This window comes from Candidatus Neomarinimicrobiota bacterium (assembly GCA_036476315.1).
In the GTDB taxonomy this organism is placed as follows: Bacteria; Fidelibacterota; Marinisomatia; order Marinisomatales; family S15-B10; genus JAZGBI01.
The window spans coordinates 1-8,368 of the sequence record JAZGBI010000075.1 but is presented as its reverse complement, the minus strand read 5'-3'; the positions used below and the strand labels follow the sequence as shown (position 1 = coordinate 8,368).

The following is an 8,368-nucleotide window of genomic DNA, read 5'->3' as shown; positions in this document are numbered from 1 at the left end:
TGTGGTGTAGTGGGGCCTCCGGCGGCAAGAGAAGATACGTAGACAAATTTCTTCACGCCCGGGTTGTGCTTGATGACTGTGTTGATCAGATTCCGGCTGCCTTCGTGATTCGTTTCCGCGAACTCCTTCATCCTTCGTGCACGAATGGTACCTGCCACGTGGAAGATAAGATCCTGATTCTTCACCGCACCGACTAGTGAATCAGGATTTCGGATGTCCCCTGTCACCAGCTGAACCGAATCGTTCTCAAGCCACCGGAGTCTGCTCGTCTTTCGGACGAGAGCCGTTACCCTGTGTCCTTCATCCACCAGTCTTTCCACAAGGTGGCTTCCGATGAATCCCGACGCGCCGGTGACGAGAGATTTCATCGGTGGTCTAGCCGCTTCTTTTCAAAATGAAAAGTGATGCGTAATTCGTGATCATGGTATTGGAATGTTCGTCAGCAATTCTTCAATGCCTGTTTCGCATTCGATGTTTGGTTCACTTACTCTGTAACTTCTCTTCTGAGGGATCGTTGTCAAAAGAAGCCGAATGATTTGAGTGAGAAAACGTATGCGATGAATTGCGATTTCTGTTCCGAGGACATGGCGGCCTTTATAGTACCAATCCCTGCTTTCTCTTGCCGATCCTAGCGAGTATTCGTAGAAACGGGTCTGATCTTTCTTGGAACCACGCGAGTAACCTTCGGCTATGTTCGCGCTGACTGATCCAAGTGACCTGTAGAGTTGATTTGAAAGGTTGAGGGTTCGGCGATCTTTCGTCAATTTTGTAACATCATTCCATCCTAATTCAGAGGCAAATAGACTTATTCGGTACGCTTTCACGCCCCACAGCGCATCATCAGTGATCTCACTTGGAACAGTTCCGACCCAATCGTCGAAATTCACAATTCACCTCTCTTCTTACGCATTACGAATTACGCTAAATCTCTCTGTCATACACCCGGTATGTCTTGTAGATGTGGGCCCCGGCACGTTCCAGGACCCTTCGCATGGGTGTATTTGATTCCAGTATCCATGACATTTCTCCCCACTTGTACCCTTTCTCCAAACTTACCTCCATTGTCTTGTAATACATGGCGGCATCCAGAGCACGGAAACGATATTCTTTTAGAACTCCCATGATGAGAACTCGAACGGCGTCGATTCGGCGTTTGTGCCAGAGAATCTTGAAAAGACCGAAGGGGAAGAGCCGTCCGTTGGCATATTTGATGGCCTGGTTAACATCTGGAATGGTGACGGATACCCCGACGGGTTCCTTCCCGGCCTCTAACATAAATACGAGATCCGGATCGATAATCATTTTCAGATCTTTTGCAATCTTTCGGATCTCCGACCGGGTCAGAGGGACTGCTCCCCAGTTACCTGCCCACGCTTTCATATGAATCTCATGAATCCGATCCACTTCGGCCTCGAAATCCTTCATGTCAATATTGCGTATGCGGATTTCGTGCTTTTCTTGCAGAAGCTTGAAGGCTCTTTCAAGTCGATTTGGAATTGCCTCGGGGGCCACGATCTTGTAGGCATATAGGTCCTGTACCTTTTCGAAACCGTATTGAGTTATCAGTCCTTCATAATAGGGCGGATTATAGGTCATCATAATGACAGGTGGTGTGTTGAAACCATCCACCAGCAGGCCCACTTCGTCGTTGATGGTGAAATTCATGGGACCTCTAATCCAGGTAAGTCCTCTTCCGGCCAGAAACCGGGAAGCCGCGTTGAAGAGGGCACTTGCTACCTGATGATCGTCCACGCACTCAAAAAATCCGAAGAATCCCCTCCCATCCTGGTAGGTTTCCAGATGGCGTGTGTAGTGGACTGCGGCGATGCGGCCCGCCGGTTCGCCGTCCCGCTCTGCCAGAAGGAGCTGAGCTTCCGAATGACGGAAGAAGGGGTTCTTTTTCCTGTCGAGAAATGCCATCCGGTCCATGATGAGGGGCGGTACCCAGTTGGGATCATTCCTGTAGATCCGCCAGGGAAATTTGATAAATTTCTTTAGTTGGGACTTTGTTTCTACGGTCTGGACGGTAAGCACGGCTCCCCCTGGAGTTTTTCGTTGCCCTATCCCAATACTACCCTAGAAACCTCAGATCCAGCCACATCCCCTCAACCGAGGTTCAAATTGCGGGGTTATCTAGAGCGTGGTTTTTCTCGTACTTTTCTTGGTCGCAAGAAAAGTACTGCAAAAGAACTCCGGCTGAATTCCTCCTGGGCTGAACCATCGTCGTTTTCCTAAAAGAAACCGAACTCCCCCGATATTCATCGGGGTCAAACAAGGTTTATTTCTTAACGGAAAACTCCTCCGATTCTTCTTCGCCCGGAGGAATTAGGCCGCTTTTATTTCTTTTGGTTTGTCGCATTAGGAATATTCGAGCTTGGGCGTCTTGAGGTGAGCGAAAGGAAAAAGATCAATTTCTGTTTGAATTCCCGATAACAATCGGGGCGAGTTTAATTGATCCCTTGAGCGAACTGAGAGACAGCTTGAATATTACTTCAGCGACGATTCTTTTCGTCGTTTTCTTCTAAAGAAAACGACAGTGAAAAAACAAGGACTAGCGACGGGACAAATTGAACTAATGAGCTGAGTGGCGATAATCATAGCAGATAGGCCGACATGCTTCTGACAGATTTGGTACCCAGAGTAAGGTTGTGCATACCCGAGGGGAGGGGCGCGTCTTCTTCAGAATGTCATTCTGAGTGAATTCTGAACGGACCGGATAATGAGGAGAGCATCGGCTCCGGTCACAGTTCCGGCAGGTTCGAATCTGCCGGTCACGAGGTCCGCCTTCATTATTCCCCTTTCAGTGCAGAGGGCCATCGCGGCATAGGCATAGTGGCTGCTGGAGACGTCGCCGAACCTTGATGGATCTTCGCCAAAGTAGCGAGTCTCAAGGTCAGGATCCCGCGTAGCCGCCACAAGGATTCTGGCGACGGCTTTCGCATAACCTGCCCGGGTCAATGGTTCAGCAGGATAGAAATTGCCATCCGGACTCGGCTCAAGAACACCCAGTTCCAGCACCTCTTCGATCCACTTCTCTGCCCAGGTTCCTTGCACATCGGCGGGTAACGGGGCGTTCACCTGAGTGGCCATCTGACCTGGAGTTTGAAACGTGGGCGTATCTTGCGGCAAGAATCGTTCGAAGATTTCCGGGAGCTTGAGTTCCTCAATGAAAAGTACGGTGAGGTCTGCTCGTGTGATTTTTGGGTGAAGGGCAATTCTCTTGCCTGCGAGGGTTCCCGGTTGGGCTCGGACAATCTTCTGGGAGAGCGCCCACATTTCATCCGCCTGTGTGGCGTACTCCCCTTTTCGTTCCACGAGTTTTCTAAATTCGTTTTCGGCCAGGGGGAATTCAAAGTTCTGAAGATAAGCGTAGCCCAGATAATAGGTGGCAGCTTCGTGTTGTCGATCCAGTTTCAGGGCTCTTTCAAATTCATTCTTGGCTCTTTTCATCCATTTCTTGTCCACATTTCTGTGCTCAATCCAGAGCCGTCCTGCCAGGACGTGCACATTGGGATCCTTCTTCCCGCGGCCCAGAGCTTTGTCCATGTAATCCCGGCCTAGTTTCAGGTCTCCGTTTAGTCCGGTGGCCAGGCCCAGGCCCGCCCATCCAGGGGCGAATTTCTTGTCCAGACCCACCGATCGCTGAAAGGCGTCGATGGCATCGCCATAGCTCTCCTCTTCCATGTAGCGAAGGCCAGCCCGGTAGTGATATTCGGGCGTGTCCACTTCCGATTGAGGCTGGATCTTCGGACCGCAGTTGTAGAAGGTGGTCAAAAGGAAAAGAATTATGGTTGTTGGGATTACTTTTTTCATGGACCTTCTCCTCGGTTGACGTTTCCTGAATATAACGGCTAATCGTCTGAAATGAAATAGCTTTGCCGGAGCGTTTGACATGAGTCACAGCTCGTCCCTTAAGTATTGAAATTGCACGGGAATTTAGATATATTGATCACGCATTAGCACAGGGAGGCAGAAGGGGACTAAACAATGGGCAAATTTCTCAAAGCAGTCGTTCTAATCCTCTTTTCGGTAACCTCCTTCCTCCTGTCGCAGAGCAGTACGATAACTGCGGAAGGGATGGGGATGAGTGAGGACGCGGCCATCGAATCGGCGAAACGGTCGGCTGTGGAGACGGGTATCGGCACGGTGATGTCATCTGAGACTATCGTAAAGAATTCAGTGTTGTTTTCGGACAATATTTTCGCAAAGGCACAGGGCTTCGTAAAAACATTCAGGGTAATTGACAAAAACCAGGGTCCAGATGGTCTCTGGATTGTAACCATTGAAGCGGAAGTGACAGAGATTCTTGATCAGATTTTGCAGGATGAAGTGGCTGTCCAGACACTTCTGAATGCCATGAACCGGCCCAAGATCGTCTTCCTCATCAGGGAGCAGAATCTGATTGACAACACCCCTACAGATTTCGCGGAGACGAAGCTCGTGAGTATGTTTTACGAAAAGGGTTTTGACGTAGTGGACCGGCAACTTGTTCAGGCACTAAGAGGGGACCAGGAGTATGCTCAAGCTCTTGTGGGGAATGTCACCGCGGCTGCCGGGATCGCAAGTCAACTGGGAGCGGAAGTTGTCGTGATCGGAACGGCAAAAATATCATCGGGAGGACAGATATACAACATGACCTCGGGGCAGGCGGACATAAATGCAAAGATTGTTCGATCCGATACGGGTGAAATCCTTGCTATCGTGCCACAAGCGAGAGGCAAGCAGCCACACATTTCTCCCTCTACCGCTGGCATTAACGCCGTAAACCAGGCAGCCGGTATACTTGGGCAGGATATTATCGGTCAGTTGATCCGGAAGTGGAGTACGCAACAGGCCAATGCGATCAACGTATTTCTGGTCGTAACCAATGTCGACTTTTCCACTTACGTGAATCTGGCCTCATATTTGAAGTCCCAGATCATACCGGGCATTCGCAATGCCTTCGATAAAGGATTCAACGAAGGTGTTGCCGAGTATCAGATCCTTTATGAGGGGAAATCGCAGGATCTGGCGATGGCCCTGATGCAGTTTCCACCGGAGAATGTGAGCCTTCAGATCAAGGGATTGTCGGGGAATCGAATTTCTGCCGAAGTTGTACAATAGTTCTTGGGAGGATGAGATGAAACAGCCGGGTTTTTTTCTTACGCGTTCCTTATTCCTTGTTACTTGTCACTTGTTACTTGTCACTTTTGTCTCGGCCCAGTGGGGATGGGGTGCTGATGACGCGGTGCAAAGCGTTGATAACGGTGGCATCAATTATTCCAATGGCTGGGTGAAGGCCACGGGGATTGGGGCCATCAGCCCGCTTGCACAGAACCCGGGAATGGCGCGAGCTACTGCGGTGCGGGCGGCAAAGATTGACGGCCTCCGAAATCTTCTGGAAGCGGTCATGGCGGTAACGGTGTCATCGGAGACGACGGTGAGAGGTTCTGCCATTGAAAACGACGTGATCAAGACCAGCGTAGAAGGGATGGTCAAGGGTGCCAAGATGCTTGACTTGAATGGGGATGGCCAGGTGGATTACTCAAATGACATCCGCTATCTGAGCGACACGTCCATCGAGATCGAGATGGGTGTCCACATGTCAGGAATATCGGACGTGGTTCTGCCCCCTGCGGGATATGCCTCCGCTCCGGCTCCTGGCTCCGCACCTGCTACCGTGGCCACACCCACTGTCAGACCTGGTACGGTGACAGGTCTCATCGTGGATGCCCGGGGACTGGGTGTGCGGCCCGCTATGTCCCCTAAAATACTGGATGAGAGCGGTCAGCCGGTCTATGGTCCAGGAAGCTTCACGCGTGATTACGCTGTCAAGTTCGGTGTGGCAGGCTACTCGAAAACTTTAGAGAAAGCTCAACAGGATCCACGAGTGGTGGGAAATCCACTGGTGGTCAAGGGAATTGGAGTCGAGGGGACAAACAAGGCGGACCTGGTTGTTGCAAACGGTGATGCCTTCCGCATAAAAAATGCGAACCAGGCCGTGCAGTTCTTGTCCAACTGCAAAGTCATGATTCTGCTCGATTGATTCACCAAACTGCCGGATGCTACAACCGAGACGCCCACCCAGATCCGGCATAATTAGGGGTCAACTAGGAGTATGAAGGATATCAAATTCGGTGCGTCTTCCATCACTGTTTTCATGATACCATGGCTTCTTGCGGCCGATCCATGGGTGGAGCAGGATACCGTGCAGAAAAGTGAGCAGGAAGAAGTGGGAGTGCCCCAGACCGGGGAGGAAGCAGTGGAAGACCTCGGACTGAAGCCCGGGGATGAGGCTCCCAGGTTCGCCCTTCTGGCAATGGACGGGGGCTATGAGTTGCTAACCAAGTGGTCAGGAGTCACTCTCTCCCGGCCGGCGTCTCAGCCCGTTCGCCACGTGGTTCTGGTGAGCTTTTTTGCCACCTGGTGTCAACCGTGTATGAAGGAATTGCCTCACCTTCAGAACCTGTACGAAAAATATGAGGGGGAGGACGTGAGGTTTTTCTTAATTGATATCACGGAGGCGACTCGCACCGTGGAGGTATATGAAGACTCCCCCCAGGCGGGCCCTTTTCTTGAAAAGAAGGGAATTACTATTCCCATCCTGCAGGATGTTTACGGGATGGTGAAGAAAAGCTATGGAGTGACCACACTTCCCAGGCTGTTTGTGATAGACAAGCTCCGGAAAATCAGACTCACCAAGAGAGGATTTCATGAAGGGGAGGATTTTGAAGGAGAACTGGCCGTGATGATTGATTCCCTGCTGGTGGAAGAACTTCAGGAGGAAGAGTAGCAGCTCAATGCGGTGACCACAATCTGTTCCGGTTTTTCAGAAACATCTATGATCGGCCGCCCGGGTTTGGGCGGCTTTTATTTTGATTAATTCGTGCATAATGGGACCAGTTTTCATAACTTAATTTTCAACGTGGTGAATTATTCAGGCTAAGGAGGATTTGGGATATGAGAGGAAGATTTGGTCTACTTGGAATCATGGTTCTTCTTCTGGGTTTACTCGTGGCCTTCCGTCCCGCCACAAAGGAGTTTGGAAAAATTACCCTCCCGCTGGGAATAGTTAACGTACGGGAGGCCGGGAAGTCAGACTGGACGCGGGCGAAAGTGAAACATACGGTTTTTGTCAAGGATGTTGTGCAAACCAAGGCGAAGTCGAGGGCTGAGATAACACTCACTGGCGGGGCCAAGGTCCGGATGGGTGAGAGTTCCGAACTGGAACTGAACGAGGCGAACGTGAAGCCTCTCCAGAAGGACTTCAATGCGAATCTTAACAAAGGAAAGATCTGGGTGAGTGCCAGAGCCGCTTTCGGAGAAAAGAAGAATGTAACCATCCGTACGCCCACTGCGGTGGCGGCTATTCGTGGAACAAAATACCGGGTGAACGCGGGCGAGGAGGAAAGTTCTGTGCTGGTCTACGATGGCGAAGTGGATGTGAACTGGGCGCAGAACGTCCAGGAGATGAGAGAGGATCAGGTTCCCAAAGGAGGTGCACCCAGGTTCAAGTTGGGTCCCGTTGAGGAACTGGAGGCACCTGAGCAGGTGGCGGGACCGTATGAGGTGACTCTGGAAGAATGGATCACACTTGTTGAAGGAATGCAGATCAACATCCGGAAAGACGGGAAATATCACATGTTTGAGTTCGATAAAGGCGCGGATACTGAACTTGACTGGGTCAAGTGGAACCAGGAATTGGATGGTCAAGAATAGTGTTCAAGTGTTTGAGTGTTTAAGTGTTCGAGTGGGAATTTGAAACCCAAACGCATTAACACCTTAACACATGAATACATGAACACTCGCAGTAATGATGCGTAATGTCTTAAAGAGGATTGGAATTGCTGCTTTCATCGGTCTGGTGGTGGGTCTTCTGGTGGGCTGGGGAACGGAGATCGAAGGATTTTTTCTGAAATCGATGCTGGACGGATATGAATTTCGCTCTTATGACGCCCGGATGAAGGGAAAAGTTGCGGGGGTTGAGGAAGCCTCCATTGAGGATGTTGTCATGATCGACATTGAGCAGAACTCCATGGAGATCCTGGGAAAATTTAGGGATTGGCCATACGCGTACCATGGCCAGCTTATCGATGTGGTGTCTTCGGGGAATCCGAAAGCGCTCATTTTTGATATTATCTTCGATCCGGAGAATTCCTACGATTTTGATCTCATAAGTGCCCTGGTACGGGAGAGTTCTCCTGGTGACGAGAACCTTTACCAGGCGGCAGAACAGTACCTGGTTTCCCACGATCCCGCCCGGTTTGTCACGTCTACGCAAGAGAGTGGGAGGGTCTATCATGCCGTGGTGTTTGAAGAGGCGGATTCGTTGATGTTTGCCTATGCCATGGAGTCAGAACCGGAAGGATATGACCCGTCAGACCATATT

9 protein-coding genes are annotated in these 8,368 nt (G+C 50.6%); 5 read left to right on the top strand and 4 right to left on the bottom strand.

The features are described 5' to 3' along the window. The 4 genes from V3U24_07695 to V3U24_07680 all read right to left on the bottom strand — a co-directional run. The coding region (locus tag V3U24_07695) for an NAD-dependent epimerase/dehydratase family protein (protein ID MEE9167324.1) at nucleotides 1–368 on the bottom strand (368 nt) is incomplete at its 3' end. Nucleotides 369–419: 51 nt separating this feature from the next. Next, complete coding sequence (locus V3U24_07690) at nucleotides 420–887, bottom strand: four helix bundle protein (GenBank protein ID MEE9167323.1); 468 nt, start codon at nucleotides 885–887, stop codon at nucleotides 420–422. A 34-nt stretch (nucleotides 888–921) separates the two neighbouring features. Then, a complete protein-coding gene (locus V3U24_07685) occupies nucleotides 922–2,034 on the bottom strand; it encodes an N-acetyltransferase (GenBank protein MEE9167322.1) in 1,113 nt (370 codons plus the stop codon). 645 nt (nucleotides 2,035–2,679) lie between these two features. Continuing rightward, nucleotides 2,680–3,813, bottom strand: coding sequence for an S-layer homology domain-containing protein (locus V3U24_07680; GenBank protein MEE9167321.1), 1,134 nt, complete (start codon nucleotides 3,811–3,813; stop codon nucleotides 2,680–2,682). A 174-nt stretch (nucleotides 3,814–3,987) separates the two neighbouring features. Between V3U24_07680 and V3U24_07675 the strand changes: the two genes are divergently transcribed. The 5 genes from V3U24_07675 to V3U24_07655 all read left to right on the top strand — a co-directional run. Continuing rightward, nucleotides 3,988–5,103 (top strand): hypothetical protein, encoded by a 1,116-nt coding sequence (locus V3U24_07675; protein MEE9167320.1) that lies wholly within the window; start codon nucleotides 3,988–3,990, stop codon nucleotides 5,101–5,103. 16 nt (nucleotides 5,104–5,119) lie between these two features. Further along, a complete protein-coding gene (locus tag V3U24_07670) occupies nucleotides 5,120–6,025 on the top strand; it encodes a hypothetical protein (GenBank protein MEE9167319.1) in 906 nt (301 codons plus the stop codon). Between the two features lie 72 nt (nucleotides 6,026–6,097). After that, nucleotides 6,098–6,772: a TlpA disulfide reductase family protein gene (locus V3U24_07665; GenBank protein ID MEE9167318.1), complete on the top strand. Its 675-nt coding sequence runs from the start codon at nucleotides 6,098–6,100 to the stop codon at nucleotides 6,770–6,772. Between the two features lie 167 nt (nucleotides 6,773–6,939). Then, on the top strand, nucleotides 6,940–7,698 hold the full coding sequence (locus V3U24_07660) for a FecR family protein (GenBank protein ID MEE9167317.1): 759 nt from the start codon (nucleotides 6,940–6,942) through the stop codon (nucleotides 7,696–7,698). Between the two features lie 94 nt (nucleotides 7,699–7,792). Continuing rightward, a partial coding sequence (locus V3U24_07655) for a CHASE2 domain-containing protein (protein MEE9167316.1) occupies nucleotides 7,793–8,368 on the top strand: 576 nt, incomplete at its 3' end.